A 14801-nucleotide genomic window follows, 5' to 3' on the forward strand; every position below is an offset into this window, starting at 1 on the left:
GGGCCTCCTTTAATGAACGAACGCAAAGTGCCATCAGTGTGCGGTCTTCTTGATGCAATGTTTTGACGCCGAGCGACGATGTATAGGCCTCAGGCGACAAATAGGGAGGGGGCCTTAAGGTTGTCGGGACGCTGCGTTAGCATGTGCGTGCCTCAGTATAAAGGCCAGCCTTTGCCAAATAACATTGAGCCCTGATAGGTCTGAGTCACCAACTGGTAAGTCGCCCCTCCGGGCGACATGTGGTGTATTCTCCCCTGATCATGAGACTCAAGCCTCCCCACACCGTCCCCGAGCGTATCGGTTTTCTGCTTCTACCGCGCTTCGCCATGGTGGCCTTCTTCTCGGCCATCGAACCGCTGCGCATCGCTAACCGTATAGGCGGTCGGACGCTGTTCGAGTGGGACCCGATCAGCCGCGACGGTGAGCCGGTCGTGGCTTCCAACGGCATGACCCTGGCCACGAGCTGCTCACTGCAAGACGTGCCACGGGTTTCCAGCCTGGCGGTCTGCGCCAGCTTCGAACCTGAAAGCAGCATCGATGACGAATTGCTCGGCTGGCTGCAGGCGCGTGCCGCCGACGACTGCGTACTCGGCGGCATGGATACCGGCTGCTATGCGTTAGCTGCAGCTGGACTGCTAGATGACCAGACGGTAACCCTGCATTGGGAATGCCTCCCCGATTTCCGTACTCGTTTTCCCAAGGTCGATGCCGTGGAATCGGTCTTCGAGGTTACCGACGAAGGCTTCTCCTGCGCCGGCGGCAGCGCGGCTATTGATATGAGTCTCGATCTGATCCGGCGTCGGCATGGCGACGACCTGGCCGCACAGGTACGCGATCAGTTGATCCACGATCAGGGCCGCCAACCGGCCAGCCGCCAGCGTGACCCCGTGATGCCCCAAGAGCCGCTGGTGCAGCGTGCCATCGCCCTGATGGAGTCCAACCTGGAGCTGCCGCTGGGCATTCGCGAGCTGGCCGGTGAGCTCGACATCTCATGGCGCCGCCTGGACCGCCTCTTCGCTCGCCATTTCAAGTCTTCGCCGCAGCAAGTCTATCTTGCTCGACGCCTGGATCACGCCCACTGGCTATTACGCAAGACGCCGCATAGCATCATGCAGATCGCCTTGGCCTGCGGCTTTGCCTCCGCTTCCAGCTTTTCTCGCGCCTTCCGCCGCCGTCACGGCCTCACTCCTAGCCGGCTGCGCCGACAGGTACTGTCGAACCGTGCATAGTGGGCGTCGAATCCTGTCGCGATTCGAGCCCACCGCAGTGGCACTCTAGGCGGAATAACGAAACGTTAAGGAGGCCAAGATGACCACTTCTCTTCCCCTGTCCCCCGACTATGACGCCTGGCCAATAGAAGCCGACCTTGAGGCAGTATCGTTCACGTCGAGGCTGTTGACGGTACGCTGGAGCGACGGCCGTGAGAGCCGCTATCACAGTATCTGGCTACGCGAAAACGCCGCGGATGAGACAACCGTGAATCCGGCGACCCGCGAGCGCATACTGGATCTTTCTACCCTGCCTGTTTGGCCGGAAATTACGAGCGCCGAGATTGATGAAGCCGGTGCGCTGTGCGTGAACTTTGTCACCGATGTCGGCTACCTACGCTTCCACCCCGGCTGGTTACGTGCTCACGACTACGACAATGCTGGTGACCCCGAGGCGCCGCTGGTACCGGTTACGCTCTGGTACGGCGGTGCTGAAGCAAGCCCGGATAGCCTGGATGCCAGCGGCCTGCTCGACACCGAGCCGCTTGGCGAGGCCGAGGAAGCGATCCTTGCCCCGGCCTTGATGAGCGTGCTGAGCAAGGGGATTGTGCGCCTCCGCGGCCTGCCTACCGAGCCCGATTCGCTCAAGGCGATCGCCCAGCGTATCGGTCCAATCCGGCCCACAAACTTCGGCCTGCTATTTGATGTCAAGGCGAAGCCGGATCCGGACTCTAACGCCTACACCTCGATCGCCCTGCCGCCGCACACTGACCTGCCGACGCGGGAATATCATCCTGGCCTACAGATATTGCATTGTCTGGAGAATAGCGTTGAGGGCGGCGAAGCAGTGATGCTAGACGGCTTCGCCGTGGCCGAGGCACTGCGCGAGCGCAATCCAAAAGCCTTCACTATCCTGACACGGGTGCGCTGGTGCTATGCCAATACGGCCAGAACCACCGACTACGTTTGGTACTCACCGATGATCCGTCTCGACCATCGCGGCGAGCTGCTCGAAGTGAGAATTGCCGACTTCCTGCGAGGCCCGCTGCAGATCCCTTTCGACGAAGTGGAATCGGCCTATGAAGCGCTGATGACCCTGCAGCGGATGCTGCGCGAGCCGGGTTTCGCCATTCGTTTCACCTACGAGCCCGGCGATGCGGTGATTTTCGATAATCGTCGGCTACTGCACGCCCGCGACGCCTTCGAGGGCACAAGTGGCCACCGTTGGCTACAGGGCTGCTACATGGAGCGTGACGAGATCCGCTCGCGCTACCGCATGGTGCAGCGCGCCAGGCGTCACCGGCGACGTAATACTGAAGTCTGAAGCCGCTCGACAGGGTAATGCACCCCTCTCACTGTTCGCCTAACCGATGTGCGGCTGCAGCTCGTTGGTGGGCGAACTTCCCCAGCCGTGGACTGAGTGTTACGGTGCGCCGCACCTTAGGCAAGGCCAGTTGTTACGGGGCTGGAGAGAGTCGCGGCTGGAGTACTCGATGGGAGGCAACATGACCAATACAGTTCAAATGCTCGTCAGGCTTGATGACGACTCCTTCAGTATTCCCTACGGCGCAGAGCAGTATGAAGAGGGCGAAATCCATCCGTATCGGCGGCTGGTCAACAATCCGAGTGCTATCAAGGCAATCCCTGAAATCGAAGGCTTCCCATTCTTGGAAGACTTCCTTCTCAAGGTGAATCGCCCCGGCGGCTTGATGGAGACGGCTCGCATGGTTAGGTGGTATACCGAAACAGACTCGGTGGTGCATTGCTTCGGTGTCGGCATGCACTTTCAAGATAGGAGCCAGTTCACTCGATACGACCAGGCGTTGGTGTTCGCCGGAAACTTGCTCCAGACCATCCTACCGACGGGATGCTTTCCCCTCGACCAGCAGCCGCTGATGATTGAGCTTCAGCGTTGTCAACTAAAGGAAGAACAGGTGTCAGGATGGATTCTGGACATGTTTGTATTCGGCTATGGAAAGAGTGAGGGTGAAAGCGACGCCGACTTGGATCGAAAACTTCATATTGTCGCTGAAGTGTTGTAATTCTAAGCGGCTGTGAACACATAGTTGTAGTTATCAACAATGCGGAGAGTTCCTGTCCCTGACCTTCCCCCCGTAACCGGTCCACCGCCAATGTGAGATTTCCGCTACGTTTATCCTGATAGCACGCGTGCCCAAACTCGACCAACCGCTCATTGAGAACAAGGGTCTTACCATCAGCCTGAGGATTCTTATGTCACCAATCGATACCGATGCCTTGGTTGCCGATCTGCTCGCCATGCTGGCGATTCCTTCTCCCTCTCTCCATGCTCAGCAGATGGTGGTCTGGCTTGCTCCCAGGCTGGAGGCGGCTGGCCTGGAGGTGGCCACCACGGCGCGAGGTGACCTATATGCCCAGCGCCAGGGGGATAGCCCGCTTCGTGCCATCACCGCGCATCTCGATACGCTTGGCGCCATGGTGGTTCGCCAGCGCAACGATGGGCGCTTGGCGATACGCCCCATCGGAACTTGGAACGCGCGCTTTGCGAGCGGTGCTCGGGTGCGGGTCCACGACTACGATGGCAACTTTGCTGCGAGCGGCACCCTGCTACCTGAGAAAGCCTCGGGGCACGTGTTCAACGAGGCGGTGGATGCGCAGACCAGCAGCTGGGAACACACTGCCCTGCGGCTCGATCTACTGAATGTCTCATCCCAAGCCCTGGAAGCGCTTGGGATCGGCGTCGGCAGCCTGGTCAGCATTGACAGCCAGCCGGTGGTCACCGAGACCGGCTTCATTAACGCGCGGCATCTGGATAACAAGGCGGCCATTGCCTGCGTACTCGCAGCACTGCGTGCCGGTGCCGATCTCACCGGCACCCGACTGGTATTCTCCTGTGCCGAAGAACTTGGGGTGGGGATGAATGAACCGCTGCTGGCCGGGGTGGAAGAGGTACTCAACCTTGATATTGCCGCCCAGGGCGAAGGCCAGCAGGTGTGTTCCGACGGTGTGACCATCGCGTTCATGAACAGTCAAGGCCCCCTGCATCCGGTGGCGAGCCGTCGGCTGGTGGCGCTCTGCCAGCAGCATGCGATTCCCTTCACCCGTGACTGCTTCCCGTTCTATTACTGTGACGGGGACTCAGCCAGCCAGGCAGGCATGGATTTGCGCAACGCCCTGGCATGCTTCGGCGCTGATGCTTCCCATGGTTGGGAACGGGTGCATTGCGACTCCCTGGTGGCTCTGACGCAATTGGTGGTGGCCTGGCTTGACGATCAGGAGTGATCCCGGCTGGCCAAGTGCTCGTTAAGCGCCAGGTCGTCACGACTCGGGCCCTGGCTATCAGATGCCCGGGAACGACGAGGATGCTGGGTTGATCTATCCCGCTTAATCGCTTGTAAGAAATGTCGTACAAAGCGAAACGGCAATTTCTTACAGGACTGGTTAACTTGCGATAAACCACGCTTCGCTTGCAGCGACTACCTTGTGTGTAACGGGCGACGGAGAGCCCTAGAGGGAAGGCAGAGCAAAGGATTGCTCGGTACCAAGGATGCTCGAGCAGGATGCTTGAGAAGGTGGAACGGAAGCGAAGATTCAGCCCGGCCTCTCGGCCGGGTTTCGCGTTATAGTGCCTTAGCCGATAGTAACCTTCACCGCCTTGTAGGTTGCGTTATCAATGGGCATGCTGCTGCTCGGCCCAACATGCTGACACGCCAGGCCAACCCGCCCTCGCGCGTCCCACATCCTGCTGCGCTGACACCGAGCTTAGCCATTCGCTGTACCCAACCCGGCAGATCGTCGCTTTCGATCGGTTGCTGTGCGGCTGGCTAGTGGTAGGCGCAGATCCATGCTTCGATCTATGTTGCAGTGCACAAAAGTCACTGCTACTGTGTGTGGTATGCAGCAGAGCGGGAATCTCCCGCTCCAAGACATTCAGAACCCCGGAGGTTCCCATCATGAGCAACGCATTCGCATTCGATACCAAGCAGTTTGATACCGCCCAGCTCGAGTCCGTGTTCTTCGCACCGGCGCGTGCCTTCGCTGCCTTGTCCGTCGACTACACCGAGAAGCTGGTCAATGCCCAGCTCGAGGCTGCCAAAGCGTACAGCGACACCACCCTGGCGCAGCTGCGTAGCCTGGCCGAGGTCAAGGATGCCGAGGGCCTTAAGAGCTATCTGGAAGGTCAGCAGGCCGTCGCCAAGGACTTGACCGAGCGCCTGAAGGGCGATGCCGGCAAAGTCGTGGCCCTGCAGCAGGACTTCGTGCAGCAAAGCCAGAAGCTGACCGAGAATAGCGTCAAGCAGGCCCAGCAAGACGTCAAGCCGGCCACCGAGAGCGAGACTCAGACAACGTCCGCGCCCAAGGCGGCCAAGGAAACCACTTCCAAGGCCAAGTAAGCCTTAAGCCTGCGGGCCGCACCGACGCAAGATTCAGGCCGCCGATCCATGATCGGCGGCTTTTGCTATGTGAGCAATGCTCACAGGCCGGCTGATGGCTCCCCCGCACGGCTGACGGCTAGCTACGCTGACGCCGACCATTCTGGATAGTCTCTTGGAAGCTTGTTTCTTCGAAGCATCTTGATTTTAGAAGGTAAAAATATCCGCTATCTTCCTTTTCATGCCTGTCTCATGGACGAGCTGGACTGACCTGACCTCCGTATAGAGGTGCCTCTCGCTATGGGACTTTGACAGGGCAGTTTTGACACCAGTCATCATAAAGGGAGCATTGGCTATGGAAATGGCGTTGGGCTTTGGTGCAATTGCGTCGATCGCATTGATCATCGGCGGAGTTACCGGGTCGTACTGGTCGCCGAGCCGCCGTATCACCGGTGTGTTACTGGCTTTCGCTAGTGGCACTTTGATCTCGGCTCTGGCTTTCGATCTCTTTCCCTTGGCTGTAGAGGCCGGGGGGCTTGCCCGCTCCACAACCGGGCTCATCGCCGGTGCCGGGGTCTTCGTTGTCATCAACACCTGGCTGGACAAGAAGGCCGCCCCGGTTGCTGCCGACACAGAGGCCGGTGCTGGCAAGGACGAAGAGATCCAGGTGCTCAAGGAGGGCGCTTCTCGGGGCATGGGCTTCGCCTTGCTGGCTTCGGTGACTCTGGACGGCGTGCCGGAGAATCTGGCGCTTGGTGCCAGCCTGCAACAAGAGGCCAGTCTTACCCTGCTGATGGCTATCTTTGCTTCCAACCTGCCGGAGTCTCTGGTAGGCGCCATGGCCATGCGCAAAGGCGGCCAAAGGCCGCTCAGCGTCATCCTCATCTGGTCCGCAGCCGCCGTGATCCTGACGTTGACCGTGCTATTCGGAAGTCTTGCCACAGGCTTGGAGGCCGGGACTCTGGCATTCGCTTTGGCTTTCGCTGGTGGGGCGGTACTGGCCTCGCTGGCCGATACGCTTATGCCTGAGGCGTTCGAGCGGGGCCGCCCATTGAACTCCTTCGCCACCGCCGTGGGGTTTGTCGTGTCCTTTGCCTTGGCAAACTGAAGAGGGCAGTAAGTGAGGGTCCGATTTCGCTTCACAACCCGCCCATATGCCTCGGGTCGGTCGCGCCACCATTCTGCCCCAAGGCAAGAATAAGACGTATGAAAGCCAACATCTGGACCTAGACCACAATGCCCCGACGCCGAGCCGAGAGGGTAATCTACGACTTCGCGCCAGGCCACGGAGGCCAGCATGCCCGGGGCTTCTTCGGCGAATGGAAGGACAAACTGAGCTCAGGAGGGTAAATGTAGGCCGCGCCTGAGCGTCGAAGGATTCCCCTTCTCTTCTAGAGAAGGGGAGACAGACAAGATATCAGGCCTCTTCCGGCCTGATGCGGTTTTGTCGTAGATGGTATCGTATGGCCAGCACAATGGAGATAACGGCCAGACCCAACAGCACTGCCGAGATGGGGCGTGTGAAGAACAGCGTCCAGTCCTCATTGGTCATCAAGGCTCGACGAAGGTTGGTCTCGGCGATGGGGCCGAGAATGACGCCAAGTACCAGCGGGGCAAGCGGATAGTCGAGTTTGGTCATGATGTAGCCCACCACACCGATGCCCAGCAGCAGGTAGATGTCGGTGACCCGGTTATTGAGGGTGAATGCGCCGACCAGGCAGCAGGTGAGCACCACCGGTACGATCACCGACTTGGGTATGCTGGTGACCTTGAGGAACAGGCGCATGCTGAGCAGGCAGATGACCAGCATCATGACACCGGCAACGAACATGGCCATAAACATGCCGTAGACCGTATCAGCGTGATCCATGATCAGCCTGGGGCCGACCCCGATGCCGTGTACCATCAGTGCTGCCATCAGCACGGCATCGACCGCACTGCCTGGAATGCCCAGGGCGATCATCGGGATCAGACCCCCACCCGACGTTGCCGAATTACCGGACTCCGATGCAATGACCCCTTCGCTACTGCCTTTGCCGAATTCCTCGGGATGGCGGGAGCCGCGCTTGGCTTGGTCGTAGGCGAGCAGATTGGCGATGCTGCCACCGGCGCCCGGGACTGCGCCGATAAATACCCCGACCATTGAAGAACGGAACAGATTGATGGGATTCATCACGACTTCGCGCAGGGCCGCAAATGGCCGGAATTCGATGCGGCCCGTGATCAGTTCGCGGCCCTGTTGCACCTGGTCGGGGTTTTCCACCTCGCGCAGCAGTTGGCTGACGGCATAGATGCCGATAAGGACCACCAGGAAGGGTATGCCAGCCGAGAGTACGCGGAGGTCGAAGGTGAAACGGGTGACACCCATCAGCGGATCCGCGCCGACGGTGGCGATTAGAAGGCCCAGCAACCCTGCCATCAGGCCACGCACCATCGAGCGCCCGACCAGGCTGGCGACGATGGTCAGGGCAAAGACGACCAACGAGAAATACTCCCAGGCACCCAGTTTCACAGCGATGAGCGCCAGCGGGGGCGCGGCGGCAATCAGCACCAGAGTGCTGATCAGGGTGCCGAAGAACGATGCCCAGATACCTAGGGCCAAGGCACGTCCAGGTTCTCCATTGCGCGCCATGGGAAAGGCATCGAAAGTGGTGGCCACTGCTGATGGCGTACCCGGGATGCCCAGCAGGGCCGCGCTGATCATGCCGCCGGTATACCCGCCGATGTACACGGCCAGCATGGTGGCCACCCCTTGCAGTGGTGGCATGGTAAAGGTCAGCGGCAGGGTCAGGACAATCGCCATGGTGATGGTGAAGCCTGGAATCGCGGCAGCGATGACGCCCACCGTTACCCCAACCAGCATGGTCAGCAGGGTAGGCAGGGTAAAGAGCTGATCGGCCCCGGACAGTATGGCTTCCAGCATGTACAGGTTCCTCCTGGCGGTTTCCTGATGATGGGGTCAGCCCCACAAGCCTCGTGGCAGAGAGATGGTCAAGACGTGGCGGAACAGGATATCCAGGCCGAACGACATCACCAGCGCAATGAGGGCGGCGATCAGCAGCGCCTTGCCGCTCCGCGCGCCGAGCAGATACTGGCAGGCGACCAGGAACGGGAAGCTGGCCCAGCGGAATCCGACGACGGGAACCGCGGCGGTCAACAGGCCGAAGAGGAGCAGTACTCCAAAGGCGAGCCGATGCTGGCGTAGCCAGTTCCGCACGGCGCCAGACGCGAGCGCCGATGTCCTCTTAAGGTGAGGTAGTTCCTTGACGATGATCATGAAGTTGAAGATGACCAGAAGCGCAAGGACCAACCTGGGAAAGGTGCCGGCTCCCATGGGCTCCCACATCGAGGAGGGCAGCTCGCCGGCCCGCAGGAACATGAAGGCAAACAGCAGGGCAAGGGCACCATTGAAAATGATATGCCCCCACGCCCTGGCCCGCATGGCGTCGAGTTGAGCCCGGTCATTCGATGACCGGGCAGAGCGTGTTGCATCACTCATTGCTGCAGTTGCCCAGCGAGGCGTTCGACTGTGGCATCGAGCCGCTCGAGGTGGGCGCGGTATTCGTCGGGCCCCATGTAATGGACCTCTGCCCCCGAATTGTTCACGGCACGGATGAAATCCTCATCGTTAGCGGTGGCTTCAAGCGCATCCGCCATCACGGCGATGCGATCTTCCGGCGTCCCCTTCGGTGCGATGAGCCCCCTGAGAATCGAGAGTTGGAGATCCTCGTAACCGAGTTCCATCAGGGTGGGGACGTCAGGCGTCTGTGCCATGCGCTCCGTATGCCCCACGGCCAGGAAGGCCAGGTCACCATTCTCGACAAACTGGTTACTAGAGGCGATGTCGCCCATGGCGGCATCGATATGTCCGCCGACCAAGGCGCGAATGCGCTCCCCGGTGCCTTCGAAACCGACGTAGCGGAACTCAAGATCCTCAGCCTCGGCGATCATCGCGGCGTGTAGGTGGGGGACGCCACCCAAGGTAACGCCGAAGCGGATCTCACCGGGGTTTTCGCGGGCATATTCGACAAAGTCCGCCATCGTTTCCCAGCCTCTCTCGGGATTGACCGTGAGGTACTGGGGTGAGGCGGTTATGGAGGCGATAGGCTCGAAGTCGTCCCAGTTGAGTGGGGTCAGGCCAGTGTGATGGGAAACCAGGAACCCGTCATGAACCTGCCCCACGGTATAGCCGTCGGCAGGACGCTCGGCCAGATCAGCGAGTCCTACTGTCCCGCTGACGCCCGGCATGTTGATGACCGGCAGTGGCTGACCGAGGTGTTCCTCGATGTTATTCGAGACCAGCCGCATCAGAACGTCGCTGCCTCCGCCGGGCCCCCACGGGACGATAAATTCGACAGGCTCCTCCGGGTAGGCCTCCTGAGCACTGACGGAAGCGCAGCCAACGGCAAGAACCGAGCCAGCCACGGCAGTCAGAACCCGGCGGGTCCAAGGTTTTATGGAATCAGCGGTTTGAGAGTGAGCAAATCGCATGTGCATCTCCTTGTCATTATGTTTGCTTTGCCGACCGTGACGCATCTTCCGGCCGGCAGTCGCCCGGTTACTTACCAAGGCAATACCGCGGCATCTGTGCGGGGCTCTGTACCGCCGCAAAGCACCCCGGTTTCCGCGTCGCGCAGAATGATCTGCCCACGACCGAAACTCACGGAATCCGCCTGCTTGACGATGTGGTGACCGCGGCGCGCCAACGCCTGGGCCAGATGATCGGGGAAGTGGGGTTCCACCTCGACGGTGCGCCCTTTCGTCCACTTCCAACGTGGCATGTCCAGCGCAGCCTGCGGATTCAGAGCGTCATCGAGCATGCCGGTGATCACCTGGACATGGCCCTGGGGCTGCATGAACCCCCCCATAACGCCGAACGGTCCCACCGCCTGGCCGTTGCGTGTGATGAAGCCGGGAATAATGGTGTGATAGGTGCGCTTGCCCGGAGCCAGGGCGTTGGCGTGATTCTTATCTAGCTTGAACGACCAGCCGCGGTTCTGAAGGCTGATGCCGGTGCCGGGTACCACGATGCCCGAGCCGAAGCCTTTGAAGTTGCTCTGGATGAAGGAGACCATGTTGCCCTCGCCGTCTGCAGTGGCGAGATAGACGGTACCGCCGGTGATGGGGTTGCCGTGCACGGGATCCAACGCCTGGTCGCCGATCATGGCGGCACGCCCCTTGAGATACGGCTCGGCCAGCATCTGCTCTACGCTCGGGTGCATCGCATCACGGTCGGTAATGTGGTGCAGACCGTCCACATAGGCCAGTTTAGTGGCTTCGATGCGCCGGTGGAGTGTCTCGACCGGATCCCTTACTTCTTCCCCTAGGTGCTCCAGCATGCCGAGTGCCTGAAGAGCGATCAGGCCACAGCCGTTGGGCGGGATTTCCCAGATATCGTGCTCGCGGTAGCGGGTGCTGATCGGTTCCACCCACTCCGGTGTGAAGGCTTCGAGATCCTCGCGACGCAACAGTCCGCCGTGCTCGCGGAAGAAGGCATCCATGTGGTCGGCCAGCTCGCCCTCATAGAAGGCACGGGCATGGGTTTCAGCGATCAGTCGCAGGCTGCGCGCATGATCAGGAGATGACCACATCTCGCCGGGGCGTGGTGCATGGCCCTTAGGTGCGAAGGTCTTGAACCAAGGCTGGAAGGCTTCTTCACTGTAGCGGCTATAGGTTTCGAAAGCTTCTTCCCATAGCTGACTGACCAATGGTGAGATCGGGAAGCCTTCCTCGGCCAGTGTTATGGCTGGTGCCAGCAGTTTGGCGAAAGGCAATCGACCGAAGCGTTCAGACAATTTGGCCCAAGCGGCAGGGGCGCCGGGAACCGTCACGGGAATCAGGCCGTGCTCGGGCATCGCCTCGTGACCAAGACCTTTGACAGCCTCGATGGTGGCCGCCTGTGGTGCGGGCCCGCTGGCGTTCAGGCCATGGAGTTCTCCATTCATCCAGACGATGGCGAAGGCGTCGCTGCCCAGCCCATTGGAGGTGGGCTCCACCACGGTGAGCGCCGCGGCGGTAGCGATTGCCGCATCCACGGCATTGCCGCCCTCGTGCAGGATCTGCATGCCCGCCTCGGCGCCTAGGGCCTGTGAGGTGGCGACCATGCCGCGACGACCAAACGTTGCCATGCGACGGGAGGGGCTGGGGTAATAACGCGCATCAAATTGCATAGGGGTTCCTCTGAAGATGTCAGGCGTTGCGGGACGTGGCCTCATCGGCCTGAAGGCGCTGAATCTTGCGGTTCTGGTAGAGCGAGAAAATCACGGAGGCGACGGCCAGGGACAAGAAGAGGGCCGAGAGTGGCCGCGTCAGGAAAGTCAGCCAACTGCTATCGAGTTCCAGGGCGCGGAACAGCTGACGCTCCAGGTTGTCTCCCAACACCACGCCGAGAATCAGCGGGGTAAGGGGTACCGAGGCCTTCCAGAGCAGGTAGCCGAGGATGCCGAAGGCGAACAGCACCCAGATATCGAACAAGTTATTGTTCAGGGCATAGGAACCGATGGCACACAGCATCAGCACGACCGGAACCAGAATCTGCTGCGGTATCAGAGAGATCTTTGCGAACCAGCGTACCAATAGCAGCTGACACAGCACCATCACCACCGCGCCGATCATCAGGCTGGCATAAATGGCCCCCACCAATATCGGATTCTGTTCGAACATGAGCGGCCCGGGGGTGATGCCGTGCAGGATCAGCACGCCCATCATGATGGCCATGGGCAGATCGCCGGGGATGCCCAGTGCCAGGGTCGGCACGAAGGCCCCGCCTGCCACCGCGCTGTTGGAGGCTTCGGAAGCCACGATACCGTCCGGTATGCCGGTGCCGAAGCGTTCGGGGTGGCGCGAGAACTTCTTCGCCTGGTCGTAGCTGACGAAGTTGGCCACGGTGCCGCCGGTACCCGGCAGGGCGCCGATCAGGCTGCCGATCAAAGACGAACGAAGCGTGTTGAGTTTCTGGCCGGCCATGTCACGCAGGATCCGCGTGTAGGGGATGGCGACGTTGGTATTGGCGCCCTTGGCAGATTGCGGATCGTCACGCAGCTTCTCCAGATTCCCCATCAACTGGGAGAAAGCAAAGATACCGATCATCACCGGAAGCATCTCGAACCCAGCACCGAGGGCATCGAAGCCGAAGTCGAAGCGCAGGTTGCTGTTGCGGTCATAACCCACCGTGGTGATCAACAGGCCAAGGGCGGCGGCCAGCAGCCCCTTGAGCAGGGCTCCATGCGAGAGACCGGCAACCAGCGTCAGCGCAAAGATGATCAAGGCCGTGATCTCCCAAGGACGGAAGTTCATGCTGAAACTGGCCAGCAACGGACCGAAGTAGACCAGCACGGCCACGCTGATCAGGGTGCCGATGAACGAGGCGGCGACGCCGATGCCAAGCGCGCGCCCAGGTTCCCCACGCTGGGCCATGGGGTAACCATCGTAGACGGTGGTGATGGAGGAGGGTGTGCCGGGTATCCCCAGCATCACACCGGAAACGATGCCGCCCGAATAACCCCCGACGAACACACCGACCATCAGCGAAACGCCACTCACGGGATCCATGGCAAAGGTGAAGGGAAACACCACCAGGATGGCCATGGTCACGGTGAAGCCGGGTATGCTCCCGCCGATGATACCGAACAGCACACCTATCAGGATCAGCAGCAGCACCGACGGAGTGCCGACCTGAGCAAGCGCTTGTAAAAAAAAGTCAGCCATTAGTCACTCCGTCGTCAGGGTAGCCAGACGTTGAGGACGAAACGAAAGATCACGTACACCAACGGGGCAATAGTGCACGAGACCACTAAATTGATGAGCCACTTGCGGCGCGTATCGATACCCAGCAGCAAGGCCAGTGAGGCCATCAAAAAGGCCAGCGTGGCAATCAGATAGCCGATCAGCGGCAGTAGCAGGGCATAGAGTCCGAACAAGCCGAACAGGGACAGTACAGTGGCATTGTGTCGGACCCACTCGGTGAGGGAGCGGCGTGGCCGACTCGGTTCACTGCTGGCTACGCCCTGAGATACCAACCAGGTGCGTAGCAGCAGTAGCAAGGACAGGACGGCAATGATGCCCAGCAGGATCTGCGGGAATAGAGCTGACCCATAAGGTTGCCAGCTGGTGGGCGGTGCGATGTTTCGCGTCTCTGCCATCAGGATGCCGGTGATGACCAGCATGGCGAGTGCCAGGGCGCGGTCCTTGGTCAAGGTCAGCATGGTCTTGCTCTCCGTGCTTGCCCCGGAGACTTGGGCCTCCGGGGGCTCGCTACGTCTCAGTTCTGAAAGTCGATGTTTTCGGCAGCGGCGGTGAGGGCTGCCTCATTTTCCTCCAGAAAGGCCTGGTACTCCTCCCCGGGCAGGTAGCGCACTACCGAGCCGAAGTCGTTCTCGATGCGACTGCGGACCTCGTCATCTTCCAGCGCTTTGCCGTAGGCGTCCGCCAGGGTGTCGAGGACTTCCTGCGGCGTTCCCTTGGGAGCGAACAGGCCACGGCTGGTGGAGTGGTCCATCTCGATACCCTGCTCGCGCAGCGTCGGGATATCGGGCAGGCTATCGAGCCGCTCGGGATGCGCCACGCCCAGAGGGGTGAAGCTGCCATCCTCGAAGAAGGCCCCGGCGGAAGGCAGGTTGAACATGGCGAAGTCGATCTCTTCGGCAAGCAGGGCGGAAACCTGCTCGCCGGTATCGGGATAGCCGACCAGGCGCACGTCAGCCATGTCGATGCCCGCGGCATCGAAGAACTGCACCCAGAAGAAGTGGTCGGTTGAACTCGGGATCATGCTGAAGCGGACTTCTCCGGGGTTCTCGCTGACGTAGTCGGCGATCTCCTCGGCACTCTTGACGGGATGATTGGCGTGGGCAACCGGAAGGTTGATGGTCTGGGTCAGCAGGGTGACGGGCTCGAAGGCATCGTAGGAGTAGTCCACGGTGCCGGCCAGCTTGGAGAGCGCAATGGTGTCATGGCTGCCCAACAGGGTGTAGCCATCGGGATCGGCATCCTTGACGTTGCGTGAACCGAGTGTCGCGCCGGCCCCGGCCATGTTCACAGGCACAACCGATTCGCCCAGATGCTCTTCGGCCTCCTTCGAGATCAACCGGAAGATGATATCGGTGGCGCCGCCTGGGCCGTAGGGAATAATAAGGCGGATGTCCTTTTCCGGGTAGTCAGCTTGGGCACTGCCGGCAATGGCAAGGCCAAGAGTGGCAATGATGGGAGTCAGCTTGTTGCGCATCATGATGTAACACCTCGGATG

Annotated in this window: 13 protein-coding genes; 6 read left to right on the forward strand and 7 right to left on the reverse strand. The window is 60.5% G+C overall.

Annotated elements, in window-relative coordinates; all coding sequences use genetic code 11:
- Nucleotides 1-260: 260 nt before the first annotated feature.
- The 6 genes from HNO52_RS05405 (at nucleotide 261) to HNO52_RS05430 (ending at nucleotide 6668) form a co-directional block, all read left to right on the forward strand.
- Nucleotides 261-1229: a GlxA family transcriptional regulator gene (locus HNO52_RS05405; RefSeq protein ID WP_197568164.1), complete on the forward strand. Its 969-nt coding sequence runs from the start codon at nucleotides 261-263 to the stop codon at nucleotides 1227-1229.
- A 79-nt stretch (nucleotides 1230-1308) separates the two neighbouring features.
- Nucleotides 1309-2532, forward strand: coding sequence for a TauD/TfdA family dioxygenase (locus tag HNO52_RS05410; RefSeq protein ID WP_197568165.1), 1224 nt, complete (start codon nucleotides 1309-1311; stop codon nucleotides 2530-2532).
- A 181-nt stretch (nucleotides 2533-2713) separates the two neighbouring features.
- Nucleotides 2714-3250 carry a hypothetical protein gene (locus HNO52_RS05415; RefSeq protein WP_197568166.1) on the forward strand — a complete coding sequence of 179 codons (537 nt, stop codon included), beginning with the start codon at nucleotides 2714-2716 and terminating at the stop codon, nucleotides 3248-3250.
- 190 nt (nucleotides 3251-3440) lie between these two features.
- The gene (locus HNO52_RS05420; protein WP_197568167.1) at nucleotides 3441-4469 is read left to right on the forward strand and encodes a zinc-binding metallopeptidase family protein; all 1029 of its coding nucleotides are present in this window, start codon (nucleotides 3441-3443) and stop codon (nucleotides 4467-4469) included.
- 671 nt (nucleotides 4470-5140) lie between these two features.
- Nucleotides 5141-5581, forward strand: a complete 441-nt coding sequence (locus HNO52_RS05425; protein WP_197568168.1) for a phasin family protein — start codon at nucleotides 5141-5143, stop codon at nucleotides 5579-5581.
- 334 nt (nucleotides 5582-5915) lie between these two features.
- Complete coding sequence (locus tag HNO52_RS05430) at nucleotides 5916-6668, forward strand: ZIP family metal transporter (protein ID WP_197568169.1); 753 nt, start codon at nucleotides 5916-5918, stop codon at nucleotides 6666-6668.
- Nucleotides 6669-6977: 309 nt separating this feature from the next.
- Here HNO52_RS05430 and HNO52_RS05435 read toward each other — a convergent pair whose 3' ends face one another.
- From HNO52_RS05435 to HNO52_RS05465, 7 genes are all read right to left on the reverse strand, one after another.
- On the reverse strand, nucleotides 6978-8483 hold the full coding sequence (locus HNO52_RS05435) for a tripartite tricarboxylate transporter permease (protein ID WP_197568170.1): 1506 nt from the start codon (nucleotides 8481-8483) through the stop codon (nucleotides 6978-6980).
- Between the two features lie 36 nt (nucleotides 8484-8519).
- The gene (locus HNO52_RS05440) at nucleotides 8520-9059 is read right to left on the reverse strand and encodes a tripartite tricarboxylate transporter TctB family protein (protein ID WP_197568171.1); all 540 of its coding nucleotides are present in this window, start codon (nucleotides 9057-9059) and stop codon (nucleotides 8520-8522) included.
- Entirely contained in the window at nucleotides 9056-10051 is a 996-nt protein-coding gene (locus HNO52_RS05445; RefSeq protein WP_197568172.1) for a Bug family tripartite tricarboxylate transporter substrate binding protein, read from the reverse strand. The genes HNO52_RS05440 and HNO52_RS05445 overlap by 4 nt, the downstream gene beginning before the upstream one ends.
- 71 nt (nucleotides 10052-10122) lie before the next feature.
- Entirely contained in the window at nucleotides 10123-11730 is a 1608-nt protein-coding gene (locus HNO52_RS05450) for a gamma-glutamyltransferase family protein (RefSeq protein WP_197568173.1), read from the reverse strand.
- A gap of 19 nt (nucleotides 11731-11749) precedes the next feature.
- The gene (locus HNO52_RS05455) at nucleotides 11750-13267 is read right to left on the reverse strand and encodes a tripartite tricarboxylate transporter permease (protein WP_197568174.1); all 1518 of its coding nucleotides are present in this window, start codon (nucleotides 13265-13267) and stop codon (nucleotides 11750-11752) included.
- Between the two features lie 14 nt (nucleotides 13268-13281).
- Nucleotides 13282-13764 (reverse strand): tripartite tricarboxylate transporter TctB family protein, encoded by a 483-nt coding sequence (locus HNO52_RS05460; RefSeq protein WP_197568175.1) that lies wholly within the window; start codon nucleotides 13762-13764, stop codon nucleotides 13282-13284.
- A gap of 56 nt (nucleotides 13765-13820) precedes the next feature.
- A complete protein-coding gene (locus tag HNO52_RS05465; RefSeq protein WP_197568176.1) occupies nucleotides 13821-14783 on the reverse strand; it encodes a Bug family tripartite tricarboxylate transporter substrate binding protein in 963 nt (320 codons plus the stop codon).
- Nucleotides 14784-14801 lie beyond the last annotated feature (18 nt).

Origin of the sequence: Halomonas sp. MCCC 1A13316 (assembly GCF_014931605.1) — a bacterium.
Classification (GTDB): Bacteria; Pseudomonadota; Gammaproteobacteria; order Pseudomonadales; family Halomonadaceae; genus Halomonas.

Excerpts from the sequence above, each read along its gene's own strand:
- HNO52_RS05405 (WP_197568164.1), top strand. The coding sequence starts at position 261 with ATGAGACTCAAGCCTCCCCACACCGTCCCCGAGCGTATCGGTTTTCTG.
- HNO52_RS05410 (WP_197568165.1), top strand. The coding sequence starts at position 1,309 with ATGACCACTTCTCTTCCCCTGTCCCCCGACTATGACGCCTGGCCAATA.
- HNO52_RS05415 (WP_197568166.1), top strand. The coding sequence starts at position 2,714 with ATGACCAATACAGTTCAAATGCTCGTCAGGCTTGATGACGACTCCTTC.
- HNO52_RS05420 (WP_197568167.1), top strand. The coding sequence starts at position 3,441 with ATGTCACCAATCGATACCGATGCCTTGGTTGCCGATCTGCTCGCCATG.
- HNO52_RS05425 (WP_197568168.1), top strand. The coding sequence starts at position 5,141 with ATGAGCAACGCATTCGCATTCGATACCAAGCAGTTTGATACCGCCCAG.
- HNO52_RS05430 (WP_197568169.1), top strand. The coding sequence starts at position 5,916 with ATGGAAATGGCGTTGGGCTTTGGTGCAATTGCGTCGATCGCATTGATC.
- HNO52_RS05435 (WP_197568170.1), bottom strand. The coding sequence starts at position 8,483 with ATGCTGGAAGCCATACTGTCCGGGGCCGATCAGCTCTTTACCCTGCCT.
- HNO52_RS05440 (WP_197568171.1), bottom strand. The coding sequence starts at position 9,059 with ATGAGTGATGCAACACGCTCTGCCCGGTCATCGAATGACCGGGCTCAA.
- HNO52_RS05445 (WP_197568172.1), bottom strand. The coding sequence starts at position 10,051 with ATGCGATTTGCTCACTCTCAAACCGCTGATTCCATAAAACCTTGGACC.
- HNO52_RS05450 (WP_197568173.1), bottom strand. The coding sequence starts at position 11,730 with ATGCAATTTGATGCGCGTTATTACCCCAGCCCCTCCCGTCGCATGGCA.
- HNO52_RS05455 (WP_197568174.1), bottom strand. The coding sequence starts at position 13,267 with ATGGCTGACTTTTTTTTACAAGCGCTTGCTCAGGTCGGCACTCCGTCG.
- HNO52_RS05460 (WP_197568175.1), bottom strand. The coding sequence starts at position 13,764 with ATGCTGACCTTGACCAAGGACCGCGCCCTGGCACTCGCCATGCTGGTC.
- HNO52_RS05465 (WP_197568176.1), bottom strand. The coding sequence starts at position 14,783 with ATGATGCGCAACAAGCTGACTCCCATCATTGCCACTCTTGGCCTTGCC.